Source organism: Blautia sp. 1001283B150304_161114_C9 (genome assembly GCF_015668165.1).
Classification (GTDB): Bacteria; Bacillota; Clostridia; order Lachnospirales; family Lachnospiraceae; genus Blautia_A; species Blautia_A wexlerae.
On record NZ_JADPGO010000029.1, the window covers coordinates 26,393 to 49,105 of the forward strand.

The following is a 22,713-nucleotide window of genomic DNA, read 5'->3' on the forward strand; positions in this document are numbered from 1 at the left end:
GCTATAATTGCATCAATCTGCGCGATGTGTCTCAGGTTTCTCCGGAATCCTTCCATGATATCCGTTCTGTGCACTTTTTCCATGCTCTCTTGCAACAAAAGTCAGACGTTCACAATTCTCATCACCCGGATTATGAGTATACGCATCATAGACTGCCACCAGTTCCATTCCTGCCTTCACAATCATAGCCTTGATTGCTTCTATGGAATACGCTTTCTGTACATGTTCCTCCTCACACTTCTCATACAATCCGTCTTCTCTTGGAAGAAAAAGTGCCAGTTCATATACATTCAGGGCATTTTCCCTGTCATAACTGTTCTCCCAGATAAAGCTTCCGTCCTCTCTGTCCTCAGCAATAGTCGTATCGCCGATCACATCCTGGTATTTATGGATCGTATTCATATCAAAAATGAACAGCCCGCCCGGATCCAGATAATTATTTACCAGCGCAAAAAGATACTCCAGATCTTCCTCGTCCGTCAGATAATTCATACTGTCACAGACACTGATTACAGCACGAACCGTACCATATAACTCAAAATCCTGCATATCCTGCAAAAGATATAGAATATCATGACCGGATTCCGCCCGCTTCTCCATAGCCTCTGCAAGCATCTCCTCAGAATTATCGATACCGATCATATCGTATCCGGCATCTGCAAGCATCTCTGTCACAGTACCTGTTCCACATCCCAGCTCCAGAACCAGACCATCCCTGATCCCGTCCTGAGCCAATGTTTCTATAATATAGTCTGCCCATTCACGATAGTTTACATTATCCATGAAAACATCATAAACACCGGCAAATCTTCCATATGATTCCATTCATCAGCCCTCATTATCTACCTGTTTTACTGTTCACAGCAACACATATTTTCTCTGCTATTCTACCACAACATCCGTTCTTATGTAAATAACAGGTTGGTCTCTGTCAGCGCAAAAAAGGACGACTGTTTTTTACAGCAGCCGTCCTTTTCAACTTTTCTGTTACTGATTCTTAGGCATATAGCGGACATACGCCGGTTCTCCATGATAGTAATAGTCAACGCCGTTCTCATCATAAACGTCCTCGCCATTAGCAAAATCATAGGTATTTCCGTCATCATCACACCATGTACCGTCACCATTCGGATAAATTACAAGCGGATATCCGTCGGAGTTTCTGTAAATAGTTCTTGTCTGATCTGTATCATAGTCCGGATCATCTGTTCCTACAGGTGTTCCGTCTGCATAATATCCATTGGAGGAACCATCGTCATAATCATAAGATCCGTCGCTGCTGCCATCAGAAGTATAGTCTGAAGAACTGTAATCTGATGAACCGTCCGATGAAGTATCACTGTAAGAGCCGTCTGTACCTGCTGAAGAGCTTCCATCTGATGAACTGCCGGATGCTGTTCCGTCTGTACCTGCAGCCGCTGTTCCTGTAGTTCCTGAAGTGCCGTCCGCAGTTGTACCTGCTGTAGTTCCTGAAGTTTTTCCTGTTGCTGCTGCTTTCAGTACAGAATCACCAGAAATAGTGAATGAATCAACAGAAGTCTTGATTCCTGCCAGTGCTTTCTCATCCTTTACAGAACCTGCAACACTGTAAAATTCTGTTGTATTATCTGTGAAATATTTATTTACAACATATTTATAGTCACTCTTGTCAGTGAGGTAATGAACTGTATAGCTGTAAACATTTACACCGCTGACTTCCTCTGATTTATAATCCTGGATCTCAAAATCTGTACCTTCTACAAGATTATCTGCCTTTACAAGTGCAGAGGCTGTATCCTGTGAGCTTGGAATGATCGCCACAGACATATCCTCCTCACCAGAACCATGCAGGATCAGGAGTTTGCCCTGTTTCGGTGACTCGAAGCTTAACATATCGTCAGAATCTGATTTATTCGCCCATGTCGCATCCGGAAGTTTAATGGATACTGCTTTGTTCTTAGATGTATAGGTAGTATTCTGGGCATTGGCCGGTGCAGGGGTAGGAGTTGCTTTCGCTGCTTTGGTTGGCTCCGGTGTAGGAGTTACCTGTACCACACTTGAATCCTCGTCACTGCCGCCTCCAAAGTTACATGCAGTCATGGAAACAGATAATACAGCTGTTAAGGCCAATAACATTAGTACTCTTTTATTTTTCATAATATCCTCCTTAGAATAGATATATAGTCTTCAGGTAATATTTGATATCAGGTCAGGAGAGGAAACCTCTCTCTGATATTATTATAACTGTTCCGTACTTTATAAAATATGATGTCAGGGTCAAAAGATATTTTGCCCCTAACATTATATATTTTACAATTTCATTACATAGATGTCAATGTCGATTTCTCAGCCTTCTGCGATTTGCATAGTCTGTCATAACGCCATTTTTCTGCTTCATCATACCATTTATCTTTTTTTCTCTGTAACTGAGAGATTACTTGTTACTGTTCACACACCACTATCCCGAAACATACAAGCCAAAATTCCATTGCCGCAGGCAATCTGGAATGAATTTTGGCTACGTTACTGTGAACGGAGTGAACAGTAACGATTACTTTTTTATTTTTCCACTTCATACATATGCAGTTCATGAAGGGCTCTTGTTGCAGCGATATATCTCGCCTGACGCACAAGCGGGCTCTGATCTTTCTGCGGAAATACTGCAAATACCTGATCAAATTCCAGACCTTTTGCCAGATAGAATGTCGTAACTGTAAGACCTTTCTTAAAGCTTGTGCTGTTTCTGTCCAGATAAGACAGACGTTCTTTTATATCAAATCCTTTTTCTCCCAGAATTTCCTTCAGAAGAAGCCACATATGTTCTGCTTCTTTCTCTGTACGCAGGACAACCGCTGCTGTTTCATATTCTTCTTCGCCGAGTTTCAGAGTTTCTGCAATCTCTTCCGCAGCATGGCTCATATCTGCAAATATTTTCTCCTCCACCGGAGCACCATGACGTTCAAAGAGTTCCATATCTTCAATACCCGCAAGCTGATTTGCATAAGACGCAATCTCTATGGTGTTACGGTAACTCTTATTCATAATGATCTTGTGGATATCCCTCCCGAAAATCTTCGGCAGAAATTTCAGCACATCCTGCTGTTTATCATCCATAGTCTGTGCCCGGTCACCCAGGATCGTCATTCTGCAGGAGAAAATCCTCTGCAGAATTTCATACTGAAGCCTTGCGTAATCCTGCATCTCATCTACCACCAGATGCTTGATATTGCTTCTTCCCTGCTGGCTCTGCAAACGATATTTCAGGTAAAGAACAGGATAAACATCCTCATATTTCAGCTTTCTTTTCTCATAAGAAACACGCGGAAGTCCTTTGTATCCATTTTCTTTCAGGAACTGACTGTAGATCACATAAAGATCTCCGGTCACATACAGCTTCATGAATTTCTCGCGGATCAGGTCTTTCTCATCATCTGCCAGATCACGGTCCCGCAGAGTTTCCACCTCGTCAATGAAATAATCTGCAACTGCATCCATCCTTGAGAGCAGTGGAAAATCCTGGAATTTGAAATAAAACAATTCAATAATCTCTGATTCTTTCTTTACAAATCCCTTATATTCCACATCTTTAAAATTCATCAGCCGGTCTTCCAGTTCCACCAGATAGCGTTCCATAAGATTTATAAATTCCATGGACTGCTTTTCCTCTGCCAAAGAAGCTTTCTGCGGAAAACGGATTCTGCGTTCAATTTCATCATAGCGGTCTTCGCAGTCAGAAACTGTATCCCTAAGCTGCTTATAGGCAAAAAGATCAAAGCTCATTTCCTTAATATTCTCTTCTCCCAGTTCAGGAAGGATATGGGAAATATAATCGGAAAACACTCCATTTGGTGACAGGATCAGAATATTGGAAGACTTCAGATTCTGTCTGTCATGGTAGAGAAGATAGGCGATCCTGTGAAGCGCCACGGAAGTTTTACCGCTTCCTGCTGCACCCTGGATCACCATGATCCTGTCTTTGGTATTTCGGATAATGGCATTCTGCTCCTTTTGAATGGTACGGATAATGTTCTTAAGCTGTACCTCACCGTTACTTCCCAGCTCTGCTTTCAGGATCTCATCATCGATCTTCACATCACTCTCAAATTCGTAGATCATTTTTCCGTTGCGGATCTTATACTGCCATTTCGAAGCAACCTCACCATGAATCTCGCCCATGGGAGCCTCATAAGAAGCCGGTCCTTTGTCATAGTCATAAAACAGACCGCTTACCGGAGCACGCCAGTCGTATACTAATGGAATATGCCCTGCTTTCTCTGCAAAATTTCCAATTCCAATATAAAAGATCTCCGGTTCGTCCTCTCCTTCGTAAATGAAATCCACTCTTCCGAAGAATGGAGAATCTGCCATTCTGCGAAATCTCTGCTTCAGGATCAGCTGCTCTTCATTTGCGGAAATCTGGCGGAACAATGCCTGCTGATTATCATAATTCTCATAGCCATACTGGTCCATCTCTGTATAATTTTCCCAGTAATACTCATGCATTCCCTCAATCTCTTTCTGGCCTTCCACCAGAGAAAGGCTGATTTCTGTGATACGTTCTTTTAATTTTTCCAGTACATAGCCCAGATATTCTCTGCCGTTTTTCTTATCTGTCATATTGTTGATATCCTCTGATATTTGCAACTGTTCAGTAACTTCACAGCTACAATACTCCTTATTATTGTTATCATTTTCTCTTGTTATTATGATGATAAAATATAGTTACTGTTCACTCCGTTCCCAGCAACACGCTTCGCGATGCACAGAGTTTATGCTAATCGCATAAATTCGCGCGGTATGTCTCGGGTTTTCTGTGACCTTCGCTCACAAAAAACACCTCGCGGGATATTACCAGTGAACAGTAACAAAATATATCAATTTTCGTAGATTGGTTTTTAATTATAACATATTCCCCTCTTACAGAAAAGACAAAAATCCGGCAAAAATCCCTCAGCCGGTATCTGTGTGATCCTATATCTTCCTGGCGAAGGAAATATCTGCATTAGCCTGGAGCCGGATATATTCTCTTTCACAAATACCCCTGAGGGATTGTAACTTTATATTTTAAGCAGTTGCCTTATTCTCAAACTGACTGTTATACAGGTCTGCATAGAAGCCTTTCTTAGACAGAAGCTCTTCATGATTTCCCTGCTCGATAATGTCACCGTCTTTCATAACCAGGATCAGGTCTGCATCCTTGATGGTAGAAAGTCTGTGTGCGATCACAAAGCTGGTTCTGCCCTTCATCAGATTGTCCATGGCTTTCTGGATACGCACTTCGGTTCTGGTATCTACAGAGGAGGTTGCCTCATCCAGAATCAGGATCTTATTATTGGCAAGAATTGCCCTGGCAATAGTAAGAAGCTGTTTCTGTCCCTGGGAAATATTACTGGTTTCTTCATCCAGAACCATGTCATAGCCGCCCGGCTGCTGCATGATAAAGTTGTGCACATGGGCTGCCTTTGCTGCTGCGATCACCTCTTCATCTGTAGCATCCAGACGTCCGTAACGGATATTTTCCATAATGGTTCCTGAGAACAGCCAGGTATCCTGAAGCACCATACCAAACATCTCTCTCAGACTGCTTCTGTTAAAGTCTTTGATGTCATAACCGTCTACCTTAATACTTCCGCCATTGAGATCATAGAATCTCATAAGCAGTTTCACCATAGTTGTCTTTCCTGCACCTGTGGGACCTACAATGGCAATCTTCTGGCCATCCTTCACATCTGCAGAGAAATCATTAATAATGATCTTATCCGGATTGTAACCGAATTTTACATGTTCAAACTGTACATCTCCTGTAAGTGTATTAACATCTACAGGGTTCTTCTCATTCTGACTCTCTTCCGGCTCCTCCAAGAATTCAAATACTCGTTCGGAAGCTGCTGCTGAGGACTGTAACAGGTTTGTAACCTGTGCAATCTGCTGGATTGGCTGTGTAAAGTTACGGATGTACTGGAAGAAGGACTGGATATCACCGACTTCAATACTTTTTTTGATTACAAACACGCCGCCTAAGAGAGCTACCATTACATATCCAAGGTTACCTACAAACTGCATGATCGGCATCATCATTCCTGAGAAAAACTGAGATTTCCATGCAGATTCATAAAGCTTCTGATTATCTTTCTCAAATTCTTCTACTACATCATTCTCTTTGTTGAAAACCCGGACCACATTATGACCACCGAAGTTTTCTTCGATCTGACCGTTTACTTTACCCAGATAGCTCTGCTGATCCTGGAAGTATTTCTGGGAATGCTTCATGACAGTCTGGATGATGAACATGGAAACCGGCAGGATCAGAAGTGCTGCCAGAGTCATCCACACATTGATGGAAAGCATCATAATAAATACACCGATCAGGGTTGTCACTGATGTGATCAGCTGTGTCAGACTCTGGTTCAGACTCATCTGCAGAGTATCCACATCATTGGTGATACGGGAGAGGATCTCACCGTTTGTTCTGCTCTCATAATAGTTCAGAGGCAGTCTGTTGATTTTCTTTGAAATATCTTTTCTCAGATTATAGGTAACATCATTGGAGATCCCTGACATTACGAATCCCTGTACAAAGGAAAAGCATGCACTTAACACATATAATCCAAGTGTCCATAACAGGATCATCCCGATCTTTCCGAAGTCAATTTCACCGGTTCCGTTTACCTTGGCAACCAGGCCGTTAAACAGCTCTGTGGTCGCCTTACCTAAAATCTTAGGCCCTACAATACTAAACACAGTTCCCGCTACTGCAAAGATAAACATCAGTATAAAGCGGAATTTATATCGTCCCATATAACGGAAAAGCTTAGCCATGGAACCCTTGAAGTCTTTCGCCTTTTCGCCGGACATCATACGTCCATGTCCTCCCATAGGACCTCTTCTTCTCTGTTCGCTCATGCCAGTTCCTCCTCTGATAACTGAGATCTTGCAATCTGCTGATATACCTCACAATTTGCCATCAGTTCCTTATGAGTTCCAATACCTGCCATATGTCCGTCGTCCAGTACAATGATCTGGTCTGCACCAAGGATGGTACTGATTCTCTGGGCAACGATCACAGTAGTTGCATCCTTGGTGTACTCCTTCAATGCCTTTCTTAACTGACTGTCAGTCTTAAAGTCAAGAGCAGAGAAGCTGTCATCAAAGATAAATATCTCCGGATCCTTTGCAATGGCTCTGGCAATGGACAGACGCTGTTTCTGTCCACCCGAAACATTGGTACCTCCCTGTGATACAGGGGATTCATATTTCTCCGGTTTTGTATCAATAAATTCTGTAGCCTGTGCAACCTCTGCTGCTTCTTTTACCTGTGCATCAGTGATCTCCGGCTTACCATAGCGGATATTGGAATCAATAGTACCTGAGAAAAGTACACCCTTCTGCGGCACATATCCCAGTTTGTCACGAAGTTCTTTCTGAGTCATGTCGCGGACATCCACACCATCCACTTTAACAGAACCCTTTGTCACATCATAGTATCTTGGGATCAGGTTGATCAGGGTACTCTTACCGCTTCCAGTACTTCCGATCACTGCGATCGTCTGACCTTTCTTTGCTTTAAAGGAAATGTCTGTCAGTACATTCTCACCTGCTTCTGGGTAAGCGAAGGATACATGGTCAAATTCGATCTCACCTTTCACATTTTCTGACGGATGTACCGGAGTTTCCGGATCCTGAATAGAAACCTCTGTTTTCAGAACCTCATCAATACGAAGCGCTGCAACATTTGCTCTCGGGAGCATAATAGACATTGCAGTGATCATCAGGAAGGACATAATGATCTGCATTGCATACTGGATAAATGCCATAACATTACCAACCTGCATGGTTCCGTTGTCTACTGCATGGGCACCACTGTAAATAATAAGTACAGATACACCATTCATGATCAACATCATAATGGGCATCATAAAAGTCATACATCTGTTGACAAACAGGTTTGTTTTTGTCAGATCCAGGTTTGCTTTCTCAAAACGATCTTCCTCATGCTTCTCACGGCTGAATGCACGGACAACAGGGATACCTGTCAGGATCTCACGGGATACCAGATTCAGTCTGTCGATCAGAGTCTGTAAGATAGTGAATTTAGGCATTGCCACCTGGAACAGCACAAAGATCACAATCAGGATCAGGCCAACTGCCACACCAAGGATCCATGTCATGGAAGAATCTGTGTTCAATACCTTGAGCACACCACCAATACCAAGGATCGGCGCGTACAGAACAATACGGAACATCATTGCCATAACCTGCTGTACCTGCTGCACATCATTGGTGCTTCGTGTGATCAGGGATGCTGTGGAGAATTTGTGATATTCTCTGCTGGAGAAGCTCATAACCTTACGGTAAATGCTGTTTCTCAGGTCATGACCAAGTCTGCCTGCCACTCTGGCCGAAATAAATGTGACGCTGATTGCTGCCAGCATGATCACCAGTGCCATGGCAAGCATTCTGATACCTGACATCAGGATGTAATGCATCTGAATGGCATCCACATCTTTCCCCAGTGCTTCATATTCTGAAGCAACAAAGGAAACACCAGCCTGTGTCACAATAGACTCCGGCATATCTTTCAGCTTCTCATCCATCTGACTCATAATCTGCTGTACTGCTTCTTCCGGCATCTGTGCCAGTGCTGTCAACGGGTCTGTTCCCTCCGGAAGGCCCATCTGTGCAACCATTGCCTGCCCCTGCTCACTGTCTTCGGAAAAGGCAGCTACCATCATCATTGCCTTTGAGAAATCCTCATTTAAATTCTCTCTGGTTTCTTTGGAAATATCATCGTTTAATAACCAGGTATCATCTTCCTGTGTATAATTCTGTGAAACTTCCTTTTTCTGATCCTCATCCATAAAAATCTGAAGATTCTGCAGGGTTGAATCCCGAAGCTTATCCGGCACACTGTCTTCAATACCTTTCTGCTGGATACCTACATTAATGATCTTGGAGGTATAATCCGGCAGGGAAAGATCACAGTACGCCTGCAGAAACAGAAGTGCTATGATCAGGACAATGTATCCCGCTGATTTCTTCAGATATTTCATCAGTTTAATCATTGCTTGATTCCCTCTTTTCCTATTTTTAATATGTATGTCTGTTTAAACTCACGTGTCAGTTCTTTCACAGACAATATTATTTTTTATCTGAACATGCTGATACAGTTTTCTCAATCTGCTCCATCATGTATTTTTCAGTTTCTACCTGTTGACAGGTATCTCCGAAATATTATCCAAAATCTGCCCAAAAAACCTTCGTAAAAGACATAGCTCCGCTTCGCTGAAATTGCTGAACATCACTTTCTCCACAGCTTTGCTTTCCTGCTGGAGCTCCTCCACGATTTTTCTTCCGTTTTCTGTCAGATATACACGCATGATGCGTTGGTCTTTATCATCACGTTTCCTGCAGACAATGTCTGCTTTCTCCAGACGCTGGATACTTACATTTACAGTGGGCGGTGTTACACCCATCCACTCTGCAATCTCCTTCTGGCTGCAGCCGTTATGTCTGTATACGATCATAATGATCGGCATCTGTCCCTGTTGGATACCGATTTCCCGTATACGCTGCATACATCTCATACCATATTGGCGGTTGATTTCCATAAAGAGAGCAGGCATGCTTTTCTCTTCCCGTTTCTCTTTCTCATCTTCCGGGCACCACATAACTTCACTCCTTTCCGGCCTCTGTCCTCTTTCAGGTCTGATATTATTCTTTAATTAGCCTGACTAATCATATATAATATACTTTTATACAAAAAATGCAAGCGTTTTTTGTGCAGTTTATAATTATTTTAGATTTAGCTTTGATATTTCCAATTTATAAATATTCAATTTTATTTTGCCCGGCTAATTTTTTTCATCTCAGGTCGAATAAAATTTCCAATATTCTTCAAGCTCTATCTCTGCATAACTTCTTTATAAAATTCTATAAACACATTAATTGCCGGAGACCGCCATTTGTTTTTGTGGAGCAGCAACTGTGTCCATACAGTTACCGGGCAGCCGGCAACATCCAGTCTTTTAATCTGTCCGTCTTTCACATATTTCTCCGAAATAAAATCCGGAAGAAAGGAAAGCAGGCTGCTGTTTTTTACCAGTTCACATATCTGAAGCGGATTTCCGATTTCAAGAACCGGACGGATTTCCAGTGATTGGGACGCAAGGGTTTCATTCAGTATTTTTCTGTAGCTCATGGCTTGTTCTGTTAACACAAACTCATTCTGAGAAATTTCACTTAATTTCCATGAACAGCCTGCAACAGGATTATCAGCCGCTGCAATAAAATGTACCTGTTCTTCCTGTTCCGCACAAATAATAAAATCCGAATCATAAATATGCCTGTCCAGAGTAAAAACCAGATCTGTTTCGTTCTTCCGCAATTTATCAAACATCTGCTCTGTACCGTTTTCTGTTATCTCCACTTTTATTTCCGGATACTGATGATGAAAACACAGAAAATCATTTTTAAAATATCTGCTGCAGACAGAACTGGACATAGACAACCGAATCTCGCCTTCAATGCTTTCAGCCGAATTCAGCGAATCAAGCATTTTCGCCTGTGCCTTCAGAATATTTCGAGCCTGCTGCAAAACTAAAACTCCCTTTTCCGTAAGATTGATTTTATGATAATAACGGTCAAACAGCCTGACATCAAGTTCCTTTTCCAGTTGTTTAATCTGTGAAGAAACTGTAGACTGGGTATATCCCAGTTCTTTTGCAGCAGCCGAAAATCCGGAATATTCACATACTGCAATAAAAGTTTTTAACACATTTGTATCCATTTCTCGTTCCTTTCCCATATTTTTTTCAATATTTTCCCATCAAAACGCAGAAGCATTATTTTTCTTATACAAACGATATTTTCAATAATATACAACAAAACAATCAATTTTACAAATATTGTTTTTTATCTTATAATATCCCTTATATGAACTTCTGAAGGGAGCGTTATCTTATGAAACGTGAACAGCTTGGAAGCCGGCTTGGCTTCATTATGCTTTCCGCCGGCTGCGCCATTGGCTGCGGAAATGTATGGAAATTCCCGTGGATGTGCGGGCAAAATGGCGGCGGCAGCTTTATGCTGATCTATCTTCTGTGTCTGGTCATCCTGGGAATCCCGGCTCTTGTGTTGGAATTTTCCATCGGAAGAGCGGCTCAGACAAGTCCCCTTTTCATGTACCGTAAGCTGGAAAAGCCAGGACAGAAATGGGGAATATTCGGTTGGTTCTGTCTGATCGGAAATATTGCCCTGATGGCATTTTACACTGTTGTATGCGGATGGATCATTTATTATTTTGTCCAGTTTCTCAGAGGTAGGAGTTCTTCACTGGGATTTTCAGCCATGATATCATCCCCCTCTGTGAATGTATTCTTCTTACTGGTCACTGTAGCAGTAGCGTTTTTTATCCTTTCCTTCAATCTTCAGGGAGGACTGGAGCGTGTCACAAAATATATGATGCTTGCACTGCTGGTACTGATGCTTTCCCTTGCTGTACATAGTCTTTTCCTCAATGGAGCAGGAGAGGGAATGACTTTCTACCTCAAACCGGACTTCTCAAAGATTAACGGTTCCGTGGTTGTAGGTGCCATGAACCAGGCATTCTTCACCTTGTCTACCGGTATGGGCGGCATGGCTATCTTTGGCAGCTACATTGGCAAAGAGCGTTCCTTAATGGGCGAAGCCATCCATGTGATCACACTGGACACACTGGTTGCTTTTCTTGCAGGCGTTATTATTTTCCCTGCATGCTTCACCTTTGATCTGGAAGTAAACGCAGGACCAAGTCTTCTGTTTGATACAATGGCGGCTGTTTTTAACAACATGTCCGGAGGACGTATCTGGGGATCCTTATTCTTCCTGTTCATGGTATTCGCAGCTATGTCAACTGTCCTGGGTGTGTGCGAGAATATCCTGGCAATGATCCGTGAGCTTACCGGCTGGTCCCGTCCAAAAGGCAGCGTGGTCTGCGGCGCAGGAATCTTCCTTCTGGCTCTTACTACTGCCCTTGGCTTCAGTGTATTCCACTTCCATCCATTTGCCGAAGGAACTACCTGGCTTGATTTCTGGGATTTCATTGTTTCCAACAATATTTTACCCCTTGGCTCTCTCGTCCTTGCGCTCTTCTGCTGTAATAAATTCGGATGGGGCTGGGATAACTTTATCAAAGAGGCCAATACAGGTAAGGGCTTAAAGGTACAGAGCTGGATGAAACCGCTCTTCCGGTTTGTGCTTCCGATTATGATTGCCTTTATCTATGTTTATGGAATGTTCACATTCAACTGGCGTTAAAAAAATAAGCTCCGTGGATTATATCTATCCACAGAGCTTATTTTTTATCCAACCATCATTTTTAATTTTAGTGAACTTTCTGATCCAGCATTCTTTGGATCAGCTCAATTGTATCCTTCAGTCCATAGTTGGCACTGTTGATACACAAATCATAATTCTCCGGTTTTCCCCATTTCTCACCGGTATAAAATTCATAATATTTCTTATGCTGCTTATCCATCTGCTTCAAAAAACGTACTGCCTGTTTCAGATTCATATTACGGATATCCATAACATGCTGTACACGAACCTGAAAAGGAGCACTGATAAACAGGCTGATATGCGGAATGTGATTATTCTTAAGAATCGTGTCTGCGCAGCGTCCCATGATCACACAGTCTTCACTCTTTGCCAGTTCACAGATCAGATCACTCATATTGAAAAATACGGCATCCTGCTTCGGAAGTCCGTGATAACGGTTAAATTCCCTGAACCAGGTTTTCAGATCTGTATGTTTTTTCTTTCTGTATTTATCAAATCTTTCAAAACTACCGGCGTCACCCACTGCATTTTTGTCTGCCTGCAGACGCTTCATAACCTGATCAAAAATTTCTGCATCATAATAGTTGATCTGAAGCTGATCCGCCAGTTCAAATCCGATATCATTACCGCCACTTCCCTGTGTACGGCTGATACAGATGATCAGATGATCATTTTCGGAAATCTCATTCTGGCGTCTTGCGATCAGATTATTCAGACTGATACGTTCTTTATCTACAATATCTGTCTGTCCAAATGTATCCGGAAGACTTTCAATCTCTTTCAGAATACTGTCATACTCTATCATAAGACGTCTTCTCTCGCTCTTATCCCTGATGGTACGGGCCATGTTACTGATCAGCGCCAGTTCACTTCTGAGCAGATGTCCGTCCGGCTTGGTATACATCAGTGCTGCCAGATGACGGAGAGTTGTTTCTTTTTGTCCTGTAAATGTACGTCCCAGAGAGGAACCCACACATTTATAAACTTCTTCGTCCAGGTTATAAATGCGTATTGCAAGTTCTTTACATTTTTCCTGATTATCCTGCATAATGATCCTCCCTCCTTATAAAAAGAATACAAACATATCGATAATAAACACCGGAACCAGAAATGCAACAGACCACAGCATATATCCGAAGAATGACGGCATCTTCACACCATTCTCATCAGAGATTGCCTTTACCATAAAGTTCGGGGCATTTCCGATATAAGTGTTGGCACCCATGAATACCGCACCACAGGAAATGGCAGACAGAATCTTGGTAGGTACTGTTCCCAGTGTAGTTGTGATTCCATTGGTAAATGCCAGCGTTCCTGCTGTTGTAAGGAATACCAGATAAGTAGGTGTGTTATCCAGGAAACTGGAAAGTGCACCGGTTGCCCAGAACATCTCTGCCGGTTCAGTAACTCCCAGATTCGGTCCTACCGCTTTCAGAAGCATCAATGCAGGCTGCATGGTGATAAAAATACCGATGAATAAAACCGCAACCTCCTGGATCGCGCCCCAGGTAAAATGGTTTCTGATACGGATCTGCTTATCTGTTGTCTTAAAGGAAAGAAAAGCAGCAAGCAATATGATTACAATCTCAATCAGTGCCGGGAATGTCAGGGTTACTTCTCCAAAAAGATGAATGCCTCTTACATTGCCTGCAGCATCCTGGAATGCGGACATTCCCGGAAGTACACCGCTTAAGATTACCGCGCCAACGATCATCACAAGGAAGATGATATTGTGCAGTCCATCCAGACGGAACTGAGTACCCGGTTTACGGATATCCGGTTTACGTCCATTTGCAATATCCTTTCTGTAGGAACGTTTATCAATCTGATAAAATACAAACAGCAAAATGACCATATTAAAGATCAGTACAGGGAACAGATGCAGGCTCCAGAAGAATGGAACACCTCGCATAAATCCCATTAACAGCGGCGGATCTCCGATCGGGGTAAGACATCCACCCATATTGGAAACCATGAAGATAAAGAAGATCATAATATGTCCTTTTCTCTTTCTCCATGAATTCATTTTAATTACCGGACGTACCATCAGCATACTGGCACCGGTGGTACCGATACAGCTTGCCAGAAGAGTTCCCAGTGCAAGCAGGCCCACATTAACACGGGGGGAACCTGCGAAATCACCCTCCATGGTAATATTACCTGATACGCAGAACAGGCCGAATAACAGAATGATGAATGTAAGATAATCATTCACAATACAGTCCAGAACTGTCTCTGCAGTCTTTCCGGCTCCATAAACGAAAGCAAATGGAACCACCATCAGAATGATCCATAAGGCAACAACCAGTGGCTGATGAGACTCCCACCACTCCGCTTTCACCAGAGGCATCACTGCAATACATAACAAAAGCCCTGCAAAGGGAATGCAAAGCCATACAGGTACTGTAAATGGTGCTTTACTGCCTTCTGCCGCAAATACACTCAACGGACAAGCCAGAAGAACTGCAAAAAAAGCACCCAGTACGGTCACCAACTTTTTCAAAACTGCCACCTCCATATTGTATTTTCGTACAGCGCGATTATCATTCAGGAGATTTTTTTCATATATGTGTTTCTTCCTATTTAATATGCGCTTGTTTTTTACAGATGCAATTATATCATACAGCATACAAAAATCAATTGTGTGGATAGTGAATATTTATACTTTATTTCCTGTTTTTTTATACATTTTTTACATATTCCCTGATTATTTTCGTTTATATTTTAACGATTTAATCTTTATTACTGACATTTTTTTGTACTGCCTTATCTATTTTTTAAGATTGTACTGATTTTGAAACACATGACCCAATAACTGCTCCGCAGTTTATCACTTTTTGGCAATTAAAGCAGGGATCTTTCTTATATGCAATACGAAAAATGCTCCCCAACAGCAATTCCCGCTGTCAGAGAGCATTTCGCATATTTCTTATATGAACTGATTGGTTGCTTCATCATACTCATAGTCGATGGAATGCATCTTCGCCACCAGTTCGTCTTTCTTCAGTCCTCTGCATGTACAGAGTGCTTCCAGGGAATCATAGTAATCCCTGAGCTGAGTATTTACATAACTCAGCAGAATCATTGGATCTTTGGGTATCATTTAGTTTCCGTCCTTTACCGTAACAATGAATTCCCCATTCTGAACATCCAGCACCAGAGTATCACCTGCGTGAACATCTCCGGACAAAATCTTTCTCGCCGCAAGAGTCTCTACATATTTCTGCAGATAGCGCTTCAACGGACGTGCACCATATACCGGGTCATAGCCATTCTCGATAACCTGATCCTTGGCTGCATCTGTCAGTTCCAGGGAAAGCTCCTGGTCTGCAAGACGTTTGTCAAGCTCGCCGACCATCAAGTCTACTATCTTACCAATATTGGATTTTGTCAAGGGCTTGAACATAATTATTTCATCCAGACGGTTCAGGAATTCCGGACGGAAATGGCCTCTCAGGTCATCCATAACCTGACTCTGAGCCTCAGGTTTGATCTCACCATTCTCATCAATACCATCCAGCAGATACGGAGAACCGATGTTGGAAGTCATGATAAGAATTGTATTCTTAAAGTCAACTGTACGTCCCTGAGAATCTGTGATACGGCCATCATCCAGTACCTGCAGCAGTACGTTAAACACATCCGGATGTGCTTTCTCAATCTCATCGAAAAGTACAACACTGTATGGTTTACGGCGGACTGCCTCAGTAAGCTGGCCGCCCTCCTCATATCCTACATATCCCGGAGGCGCTCCGATCAGTCTGGATACAGAATACTTCTCCATGTATTCACTCATATCAATTCTGACCATATTCTGTTCATCATCAAACAAATTCTCTGCCAGAGTTTTGGCAAGCTCTGTCTTACCTACACCTGTAGGACCAAGGAACAGGAAGGAACCGATAGGTTTGGTCGGATCCTTGATGCCGGCTTTGGAACGAAGGATTGCATCTGTAACCCTCTTCACACCTTCATCCTGGCCTACAACTCTCTTGTGAAGCTGATCTTCCAGAGTGAGGAGTTTGGCTCTCTCGCCTTCTGTCAGTCTTGTTACAGGAATACCGGTCCATCTGGAAATGATCCTTGCGATCTCATCATCAGTAACTGCCTCATGAACCAGACTTCTGTCACTTTCTTTGACACTCTTTTCTTCGATTTCCAGCTGCTGCTGTAACTTCGGGAGCTCACCGTACTGTAACTGTGCGGCCTTCTCCAGATCATAGTTCTGTTTTGCTTTCTGGATCTGCTTATTTACATCCTCGATCTGCTCACGAAGCTTCTGTAATTTCTCTACAGAATGCTTCTCATTATCCCACTGTGCTTTCTGGGTATTAAAGGTATCACGAAGCTCTGCCAGCTCCTTCTGAAGTGCTTCCAGACGTTCCTTACTCAGGTTATCTGTCTCTTTCTTCAGTGCAGATTCCTCAATCTCCAACTGCATGATCTTACGGCGCTGTTCATCCAGTTCTGAAGGCATGGAGTCCAACTCTGTCTTGATCAGGGCACAGGCCTCATCCACCAGGTCAATAGCCTTATCAGGAAGAAAACGGTCTGTGATATATCTATGTGAAAGTGTAGCTGCTGCAACCAGTGCACTGTCTGTGATCTTAACACCATGGAAGACCTCATATCTCTCCTTCAGACCACGAAGGATGGAAATGGTATCCTCCACTGTAGGTTCATCTACCATAACGGGCTGGAAACGACGTTCCAGAGCGGCATCTTTCTCAATATACTGACGATACTCATCCAGAGTTGTGGCACCGATACAGTGAAGCTCACCTCTGGCAAGCATAGGCTTCAGCATATTGCTGGCATCCATAGCTCCGTCTGTCTTACCTGCACCAACGATCAGATGTAACTCATCAATGAAAAGAATAATGTTTCCTTCACTCTTCTTTACTTCTTCAAGGACTGCTTTCAGACGTTCCTCAAACTCACCTCTGTATTTGGCACCTGCTACCAGAGCACCCATGTCCAGGGCAAAAATCTTCTTATCCTTCAGACCTTCCGGCACATCCTCTGCCACGATTCGCTGTGCAAGACCCTCGATTGCTGCTGTTTTACCTACACCAGGCTCACCGATAAGCACCGGATTGTTCTTGGTCTTACGAGAAAGGATTCTAATGATATTACGGATTTCTTCATCACGTCCGATCACAGGATCCAGCTTCTGGTTACGTGCCTTTTCAACTAAATCCTCGCCATATTTATTCAAAGTATCATAAGTAGCTTCCGGATTGTCGCTGACTACACGCTGATTGCCTCGTACTGTAGAAAGTGCCTGCAGGAAACGCTCCTTAGTAATGCCAAATTCCTGAAACAGTTTCTTCATGCTTGGACTTGGATATCTCAACAAAGCAAGGAATAAATGCTCTACAGAGACATATTCATCACCCATTGCCTTGGCTTCATCCTCTGCACTGACCAGAGCCTTGTTCAGATACTGTCCGAAACGAAGCTCACCGCCAGATACCTTAACCTTAGCATCCAGTGCCTGATTCAGAGAATTTCTAAAATAATCCTTATCTATCTCCATCTTCTCGATCAGTTTAAGAATCAGGCTGTCTTCCTGTTCCAGCAGAGCATATAAAAGATGCTCCTCTTCAATCTCCTGGTTGCCAAACTGATAAGCAACCTTCTCCAGATCCTGGACAGCCTGTACGGATTTCTGTGTAAATTTACTGATATTCATAGGCTAACCCTCCTCTTATATGAGAAATATCTCTCCCGAAGGAGAAATATGTTGTTTTCTTTGTTCTGCATGTAATATAACACATGTTGTTAGCACTGTCAAGATGTGAGTGCTAATTTTTTTTCAACTCCTCTCCTATCTACCTCGCTGATAAATTTTTCTATCAGTCTGTTTACTTCATTCGGCTGGTCCGTATTGGAATTATGACCAGCATTCTTTATCCATATTTCTGATTTCTGCAATAAATCCTCAACACCGCCACAATAGAGAATCAACTCTTTATAAGCCTGCTGAACTTCTGGCGATAAATTCATATAAGCAAAGTACAGCTTGTTTAATCGTCTGACAGAAGTTGTCCTTACAATGTCGCCAGCAAAAGGAAGTTTCTCTTCCATCGTAATTCAGTCCTTTCTTTTTAATTTTGAATATGAAAAAAGCAGTCGATCCTAAATGAAAGACTGCTTTAAATCATATCCTTTACTACCACATTTACAGGCACTTTCCCGGCATATTCTTGTTCCAGTTCCTCTGCCAAATATGCATCGCTCATGCAGTGCATATCAGAAACACCGTCACGAATCAGCTGATAAACCTGGGAATGATAAAAGAAATCCAATGCCGCATCCAGCGAGAGCCCCTGCTGTTTAGCAAAGCATTCAATAACACGGCTATATTTTTTCTGAAGCAAAATCGGATTCGCTGTCATAATGTTTCACTCCCTTCAAAATGCAATAAAGACAATGCTTTTTCTGTGCGGAAACTTATTTGCAGATTCGGCTTTTCATAACGCAGGCGGTTGATAGCTTCCGTCTTATCAATCAGCCCGTCAAAGAACAGCTCCACAGTATTGAACACCTTATCATTGGCAACACCACCCACAACCAGGTCGTAATCGGTCGAATCTTTCCCGCTGCGGCAGTTCAAAATAAAATCCAGCCATTCTTCGGATTAAGAATCGAATTTCAGCGAGAAAGAACCATGATAGAGAATCATACTTCTACACCCCTTTCTTTCATCACGTCAAGGAGGTCATCAACAATATATTCCCTGCTCTGGGTATGCAACATTTCATATTCCGGCACAATATAGCCGTTCAAAATATTACTCTGTTCGGTAAATGCCTGATAAACACGCTCTGCATTCACACCCAGCTTTGCCGCTACATTTTCAATGCAAAAAACAGCAAACTCCAGCTCACTGGAATTTTTGATTTTTTCATCTGTCATAATCTACAAGCCCTCCTTCGGAATCACTGTTCTCCATTTGAACGCTTTTATCTTTATTATATGCAAATGTCCGCACAATAACAATACTAAATTTACGCTCCAATAATCTTATTGAATAACTGTAACAATACGTCTTTTACGCCGGACGTATTGAATACAAGACCAACGGCTACTAAGGCAACTACCAAGAATCCGATAAGTTTGGAAAACTCACGCTTGAATCCCAAGTAGATACCGATATAACTGCAATAATGCCAGAAGTAAAATATCCGATACCTTTTCCAGCCACAATAAAATGCAGGGCAGCCAATATTATACTAATAACTATCAATGCAATTCCATATAATACTTTTTCCACTGTATATTTAATTTCATCCGGGCACTCCTTTCCTATCTATCTCGCTGATAAATTTTTCTATAAGTCTGTTTACTTCATCCGGCTGGTCAGTATTGGAATTATGACCGGCATTCTTTATCCATTTAAGCGATAAACCTTCCCTCTGATGCCATTTCTTATTATAACTTTTTGCAGATCCCGCTTTATCCTTTTCTCCACAGATAAGTAATGCCGGACAACTGATATGATATGGCAAATCTGCTTTAATTGCCTCAGCAAGCATTCTGTACCCGAAGCCAGCGAGCCTTGCATATTCTTTATGCTCTGAGTCATAGGCCATCATCATCTTTCGCATAAGATTCTGACCATAGTCCGTCTCAGAGCACCCTCTTGAACCAGCCCTAAGAAGAGCTTTCCATGGATATATTCTGTATAATGGCTCTACTCTTTCAAGAAGCCATATTTCCATTGCAGTCATATAAGACTTTTGAAGCGGTGCAGAATCAATGGAGATAAACCCCGTTATCTTATCCGGATATAATTCCATATACATTTGGGCCAGATATCCACCCATAGACTGACCGATAATGATTGGATTATAAATTTCTTCTTTTGCTAAAATTTCATAAAGCCATTCTGCCATATCAGACAGGCCGTAATTATTCGTAAATGGTCTGGATAATGCATGTGATGGTGCATCCCATACAAACACATTCTGTTTATTCTCAAAATATTCTGTCTGCTTCTCAAAAAGCCTATGGTCTGCCGTAAGTCCCGGTAAGAACACTAACGTAATTCTCTGTTTATCTATTATATTTACAAAATAATGGATGCAGCCACAGGGCGTCTTGTAACTGTTTTCTGTCATTTTTCGCCCCCTTTCCATAAACCATTTCCCAATGATTTATCATTTCCAGATATCATTAATATCTTCTACTTCATATATCACTCATCTTCCTCAAGTTTCTGTACTCTTCTTTTATATATTTTAGAAGATATCATTAATGCTAATAAACATAAGATTTCCACCTGCACAAACATAATAATTCCGGTTGCAATTGAACCAATAAGTTTATGGTAATTCCGATAGGAAACACTAAACCATATAATTCCTGTCAACACTGCCGCAATACTACTGACTATGACATTCGTCTTGAAATTCGGTTTCAATCTCCTGTCCCAGATTCCATTTCGGATACATGCAACCAAAAGATAAAAGGCAAGACTCATAAGTACAGCCCCTTCTCCGGCAAGATTCTTGATACTGTCATTCCCCACTATCATTTGTATTGCCATTACAATCAGCAATCCCCAAAAAGCAATCCAACATCCATTATGTTCGATTTTAAGAAGTTTTAGTTCCTGACGTTCATCTAAATTACTTTTCATTTTCCTAATTTTCATCCTCTTCATCCTCCCAGAATAAATCATCTAAACGTTTATCTAATACGCGACAAATTTTACGACACAGTTTTATTGTGGGATTATATTCTCCCTTTTCAATAGCATTTATAGTTTGCCTTGAAACACCAACAGCTTCTGCTAAGACCTTTTGCGTCATATCTTTTTCAGCCCTTGCCACTTTTATCGCAATATTTTTTGCCACTTTATGTTCACCTCCATTTATAAAGTAACATTTCTTTTCCATAATGTCAATTATATTTTACTTTTTTTGTCTTGTATATTAAGATAAGAATGCCCTTAATGATTAACCCATAATTGAATTTTTACTTCACGATAAGAAAATTCCCTGTCATTTTTATGTCCATAAGTACTCTTTCAGGTGTATCCAAATTGCTGAAAATGCGTTATGTAATAGTAAAATACCACAAAAATCGAGTACAAATTTTGTAATGGGTTATGCGCTTAACCATTGTAAATTCCATATTTACAATGTACCATATAATCATAATATCGCAGAAGAAGGAATGGAAATGACACAGAACAGAGTTAGAAAGGAAAGAACATTCGGATTCCAGAGGATATCCAGATCATCGGCTTTGATGATAACATGGCAAGCAGGGAAAGCAATCCTTCCCTCACAACGATTCATCAGGAAGCTAGCTTAAGGGCGAAAGCGGCAATTGAATGTCTGGAGGCAATGCGCGATGGAGCAGAATATAAGACAGAAATCGTGTTACCGATTGATTTAATAAAAAGGGAAAGTACGAGGAAATTATAATGTCAAAATTTATGAAATCGTTGTGTAAAATAGCAATTCCTGTCACATTGCAAAGTATGCTGCAGGCATCATTTTCAATTGTTGACCAGATCATGATTGGACAGTTAGGCGAGACAAATATATCGGCAGTTGGATTATGTGGTAATTTTTCACTGATTTTTCAGTGGTGATTGGTGCGGTAACGGTATCGGCTTTACTCATTCTTTTGGCTGGAGTATATACCGGATTATATCGTGTTGATGACTGCGTAAAAGCTCTTGGAAAGACACTGCTTATCGTATTTGCCTTGTATGCTCCGGTCAAGGTGGAAAATATGATACTTGGCGGAGGCATTATAAGAAGTGGCGGTAACACCAAAATCATTATGATCATTGATATTGTTGGCACATGGTGTATCGGAATTCCACTGTGTCTGCTTGCAGCATATGTATTCAAGTGGGGAATTGTTGGTGTATATACATTGCTTACCACGGAGGAATTATTCAGGCTTGCTGTATCGTTAATTGTCTTTAACAACCGTAGCAAGAATTCCCTCACCTCTATAGGGACGCCACTGAAAAACTGTTTTTGCATACTATATATAGTGCCTTAATATTGACTGATGTACTTTATTTTGTGTTGATTTATACGAAAAAAGGACTTTTTCAGTGGCCTTCTATAGGTGATGGGATGAATTGCACATTCGAGCATGTCTGCTCAAATTCATAAAAAATCGCAAAAACACTTGTTCTGATACAATAAATATATTATAATAGAAAAAGAACAATATGCTCTTGGGATTTGGACGGTCGAAATAAGCAATAAGTGAGTGTACATAATGAGTTTAGATAATAATTCTCATTCAGTGTTTTTATTTGATTCTGGTTATGAAATATAGCAGAAAGATGCTGGACGATAAGATGTCAGAGAGAACAAAAGAAATCTTTGAAATATAGCACCTGTTGAAACAATCCATCAGTATATAGAGAGTCAGGGTGAG

General features: G+C 41.6%; 22 protein-coding genes. 4 read left to right on the forward strand and 18 right to left on the reverse strand.

Annotated elements, in window-relative coordinates:
* Positions 1-12: 12 nt before the first annotated feature.
* The 7 genes from I4V44_RS13555 to I4V44_RS13585 form a co-directional block, all read right to left on the reverse strand.
* A complete protein-coding gene (locus tag I4V44_RS13555) occupies positions 13-825 on the reverse strand; it encodes a class I SAM-dependent DNA methyltransferase (protein ID WP_062807956.1) in 813 nt (270 codons plus the stop codon).
* A 162-nt stretch (positions 826-987) separates the two neighbouring features.
* Positions 988-2,136, reverse strand: coding sequence for a hypothetical protein (locus I4V44_RS13560; protein WP_196002853.1), 1,149 nt, complete (start codon positions 2,134-2,136; stop codon positions 988-990).
* Between the two features lie 402 nt (positions 2,137-2,538).
* Positions 2,539-4,596 (reverse strand): HelD family protein, encoded by a 2,058-nt coding sequence (locus I4V44_RS13565; protein ID WP_196002854.1) that lies wholly within the window; start codon positions 4,594-4,596, stop codon positions 2,539-2,541.
* Positions 4,597-5,043: 447 nt separating this feature from the next.
* Entirely contained in the window at positions 5,044-6,882 is a 1,839-nt protein-coding gene (locus I4V44_RS13570) for an ABC transporter ATP-binding protein (protein ID WP_026648721.1), read from the reverse strand.
* A complete protein-coding gene (locus I4V44_RS13575; RefSeq protein WP_118759558.1) occupies positions 6,879-9,041 on the reverse strand; it encodes an ABC transporter ATP-binding protein in 2,163 nt (720 codons plus the stop codon). The genes I4V44_RS13570 and I4V44_RS13575 overlap by 4 nt, the downstream gene beginning before the upstream one ends.
* A 141-nt stretch (positions 9,042-9,182) precedes the next feature.
* Entirely contained in the window at positions 9,183-9,647 is a 465-nt protein-coding gene (locus I4V44_RS13580) for a MarR family winged helix-turn-helix transcriptional regulator (protein ID WP_118588061.1), read from the reverse strand.
* 233 nt (positions 9,648-9,880) lie between these two features.
* A complete protein-coding gene (locus I4V44_RS13585; protein WP_243280280.1) occupies positions 9,881-10,783 on the reverse strand; it encodes a LysR family transcriptional regulator in 903 nt (300 codons plus the stop codon).
* Positions 10,784-10,938: 155 nt separating this feature from the next.
* On the opposite strand from I4V44_RS13585, the gene I4V44_RS13590 reads away from it, so the two are divergent.
* Positions 10,939-12,273, forward strand: coding sequence for a sodium-dependent transporter (locus I4V44_RS13590; protein ID WP_118588052.1), 1,335 nt, complete (start codon positions 10,939-10,941; stop codon positions 12,271-12,273).
* Between the two features lie 67 nt (positions 12,274-12,340).
* Here I4V44_RS13590 and I4V44_RS13595 read toward each other — a convergent pair whose 3' ends face one another.
* The 11 genes from I4V44_RS13595 to I4V44_RS13650 form a co-directional block, all read right to left on the reverse strand.
* Positions 12,341-13,342, reverse strand: a complete 1,002-nt coding sequence (locus I4V44_RS13595; protein ID WP_055199616.1) for a cytidylate kinase-like family protein — start codon at positions 13,340-13,342, stop codon at positions 12,341-12,343.
* 15 nt (positions 13,343-13,357) lie between these two features.
* Complete coding sequence (locus tag I4V44_RS13600; RefSeq protein ID WP_196002855.1) at positions 13,358-14,797, reverse strand: sodium:proton antiporter; 1,440 nt, start codon at positions 14,795-14,797, stop codon at positions 13,358-13,360.
* A gap of 426 nt (positions 14,798-15,223) precedes the next feature.
* On the reverse strand, positions 15,224-15,397 hold the full coding sequence (locus I4V44_RS13605; protein WP_008706656.1) for a DUF4250 domain-containing protein: 174 nt from the start codon (positions 15,395-15,397) through the stop codon (positions 15,224-15,226).
* Positions 15,398-17,989, reverse strand: coding sequence for an ATP-dependent chaperone ClpB (gene clpB, locus I4V44_RS13610; RefSeq protein ID WP_118572450.1), 2,592 nt, complete (start codon positions 17,987-17,989; stop codon positions 15,398-15,400). It lies immediately after the preceding gene.
* 98 nt (positions 17,990-18,087) lie between these two features.
* Complete coding sequence (locus I4V44_RS17635) at positions 18,088-18,384, reverse strand: alpha/beta fold hydrolase (RefSeq protein WP_243100870.1); 297 nt, start codon at positions 18,382-18,384, stop codon at positions 18,088-18,090.
* A 68-nt stretch (positions 18,385-18,452) separates the two neighbouring features.
* Positions 18,453-18,695 (reverse strand): DUF3791 domain-containing protein, encoded by a 243-nt coding sequence (locus tag I4V44_RS13625; protein ID WP_008706659.1) that lies wholly within the window; start codon positions 18,693-18,695, stop codon positions 18,453-18,455.
* The gene (locus tag I4V44_RS13630) at positions 18,692-18,925 is read right to left on the reverse strand and encodes a DUF3990 domain-containing protein (protein ID WP_271724933.1); all 234 of its coding nucleotides are present in this window, start codon (positions 18,923-18,925) and stop codon (positions 18,692-18,694) included. The genes I4V44_RS13625 and I4V44_RS13630 overlap by 4 nt, the downstream gene beginning before the upstream one ends.
* A 53-nt stretch (positions 18,926-18,978) precedes the next feature.
* Positions 18,979-19,218: a DUF3791 domain-containing protein gene (locus I4V44_RS13635; protein ID WP_044951932.1), complete on the reverse strand. Its 240-nt coding sequence runs from the start codon at positions 19,216-19,218 to the stop codon at positions 18,979-18,981.
* Between the two features lie 368 nt (positions 19,219-19,586).
* Positions 19,587-20,420, reverse strand: a complete 834-nt coding sequence (locus tag I4V44_RS13640) for an alpha/beta fold hydrolase (RefSeq protein ID WP_118588048.1) — start codon at positions 20,418-20,420, stop codon at positions 19,587-19,589.
* A gap of 77 nt (positions 20,421-20,497) precedes the next feature.
* Positions 20,498-20,956, reverse strand: coding sequence for a DUF6773 family protein (locus I4V44_RS13645; RefSeq protein ID WP_330600964.1), 459 nt, complete (start codon positions 20,954-20,956; stop codon positions 20,498-20,500).
* Entirely contained in the window at positions 20,946-21,158 is a 213-nt protein-coding gene (locus I4V44_RS13650) for a helix-turn-helix transcriptional regulator (protein ID WP_117992074.1), read from the reverse strand. Before I4V44_RS13650 ends, I4V44_RS13645 begins: the two co-directional genes overlap by 11 nt.
* A 405-nt stretch (positions 21,159-21,563) precedes the next feature.
* Here I4V44_RS13650 and I4V44_RS18335 point away from each other — a divergent pair, with 405 nt between their 5' ends.
* Genes I4V44_RS18335 through I4V44_RS17645 form a run of 3 tightly spaced genes read left to right on the forward strand, consistent with a single transcriptional unit; the run spans position 21,564 to position 22,326 of the window.
* Positions 21,564-21,734 carry a substrate-binding domain-containing protein gene (locus I4V44_RS18335; RefSeq protein WP_243100868.1) on the forward strand — a complete coding sequence of 57 codons (171 nt, stop codon included), beginning with the start codon at positions 21,564-21,566 and terminating at the stop codon, positions 21,732-21,734.
* Positions 21,734-21,904 (forward strand): MATE family efflux transporter, encoded by a 171-nt coding sequence (locus I4V44_RS17640; RefSeq protein ID WP_243100867.1) that lies wholly within the window; start codon positions 21,734-21,736, stop codon positions 21,902-21,904. Before I4V44_RS18335 ends, I4V44_RS17640 begins: the two co-directional genes overlap by 1 nt.
* Positions 21,905-21,939: 35 nt before the next feature.
* Positions 21,940-22,326, forward strand: coding sequence for a hypothetical protein (locus I4V44_RS17645; RefSeq protein WP_243100866.1), 387 nt, complete (start codon positions 21,940-21,942; stop codon positions 22,324-22,326).
* Positions 22,327-22,713 lie beyond the last annotated feature (387 nt).

Coding starts and splice junctions, on each gene's coding strand:
- I4V44_RS13605 (WP_008706656.1), bottom strand. CDS start 15,397: ATGATACCCAAAGATCCAATGATTCTGCTGAGTTATGTAAATACTCAG.
- I4V44_RS17635 (WP_243100870.1), bottom strand. CDS start 18,384: ATGGAAGAGAAACTTCCTTTTGCTGGCGACATTGTAAGGACAACTTCT.
- I4V44_RS13585 (WP_243280280.1), bottom strand. CDS start 10,783: ATGGGAAAGGAACGAGAAATGGATACAAATGTGTTAAAAACTTTTATT.
- I4V44_RS13640 (WP_118588048.1), bottom strand. CDS start 20,420: ATGACAGAAAACAGTTACAAGACGCCCTGTGGCTGCATCCATTATTTT.
- I4V44_RS13590 (WP_118588052.1), top strand. CDS start 10,939: ATGAAACGTGAACAGCTTGGAAGCCGGCTTGGCTTCATTATGCTTTCC.
- I4V44_RS13625 (WP_008706659.1), bottom strand. CDS start 18,695: ATGACAGCGAATCCGATTTTGCTTCAGAAAAAATATAGCCGTGTTATT.
- I4V44_RS13580 (WP_118588061.1), bottom strand. CDS start 9,647: ATGTGGTGCCCGGAAGATGAGAAAGAGAAACGGGAAGAGAAAAGCATG.
- I4V44_RS13575 (WP_118759558.1), bottom strand. CDS start 9,041: ATGATTAAACTGATGAAATATCTGAAGAAATCAGCGGGATACATTGTC.
- I4V44_RS13555 (WP_062807956.1), bottom strand. CDS start 825: ATGGAATCATATGGAAGATTTGCCGGTGTTTATGATGTTTTCATGGAT.
- I4V44_RS13560 (WP_196002853.1), bottom strand. CDS start 2,136: ATGAAAAATAAAAGAGTACTAATGTTATTGGCCTTAACAGCTGTATTA.
- I4V44_RS13570 (WP_026648721.1), bottom strand. CDS start 6,882: ATGAGCGAACAGAGAAGAAGAGGTCCTATGGGAGGACATGGACGTATG.
- I4V44_RS13645 (WP_330600964.1), bottom strand. CDS start 20,956: ATGAAAATTAGGAAAATGAAAAGTAATTTAGATGAACGTCAGGAACTA.
- I4V44_RS18335 (WP_243100868.1), top strand. CDS start 21,564: ATGGCAAGCAGGGAAAGCAATCCTTCCCTCACAACGATTCATCAGGAA.
- clpB (WP_118572450.1), bottom strand. CDS start 17,989: ATGAATATCAGTAAATTTACACAGAAATCCGTACAGGCTGTCCAGGAT.
- I4V44_RS17640 (WP_243100867.1), top strand. CDS start 21,734: ATGTCAAAATTTATGAAATCGTTGTGTAAAATAGCAATTCCTGTCACA.
- I4V44_RS13595 (WP_055199616.1), bottom strand. CDS start 13,342: ATGCAGGATAATCAGGAAAAATGTAAAGAACTTGCAATACGCATTTAT.
- I4V44_RS13565 (WP_196002854.1), bottom strand. CDS start 4,596: ATGACAGATAAGAAAAACGGCAGAGAATATCTGGGCTATGTACTGGAA.